This is a genomic window from Corynebacterium sp. UMB8791 (genome assembly GCF_054166365.1).
Map to the genome: position 1 here is coordinate 1 of NZ_JBSZCG010000047.1, position 335 is coordinate 335.

Consider the following 335-nt stretch of genomic DNA (forward strand, 5'->3'; position numbering starts at 1 on the left):
ATTTAACGGTTTTAAAAAAAGGGGCTGGGAGAAAACACGATTTTCTCCCAGCCTCTTGTTGTATTCACGAATGTTAGACAGAAAACGTGGTAAATAACCGCAGGCCTAGTGCCTAAGCAGGCCGAAGAACGGTGCGTGCCGCACCAACAGTTCGTCCTAGCTTAGTCATACGGCCTGCCGAGAAGGTTATCTCCCACCCACTTTTACTTGGCGGAATCTTCTTTTCTAGCGGCGTCTTCTTTGGCGTCCTTTGGTTGGTCGTCCGGTTTTTTAACCGGCTTGAGCGGGTCGCTAGCGAACTTATTGAATAAGTCGTCTAGCTTATCGCTGCGGCG

At 49.6% G+C, this 335-nt stretch carries 1 protein-coding gene; it reads right to left on the reverse strand.

Annotation, left to right across the window (positions count from 1 at the left end):
• Nucleotides 1-203: 203 nt before the first annotated feature.
• Nucleotides 204-335, reverse strand: a 132-nt coding sequence (locus ACXIUA_RS01255; protein WP_457975927.1) for an SPJ_0845 family protein, incomplete at its 5' end; no start/stop codon positions are given.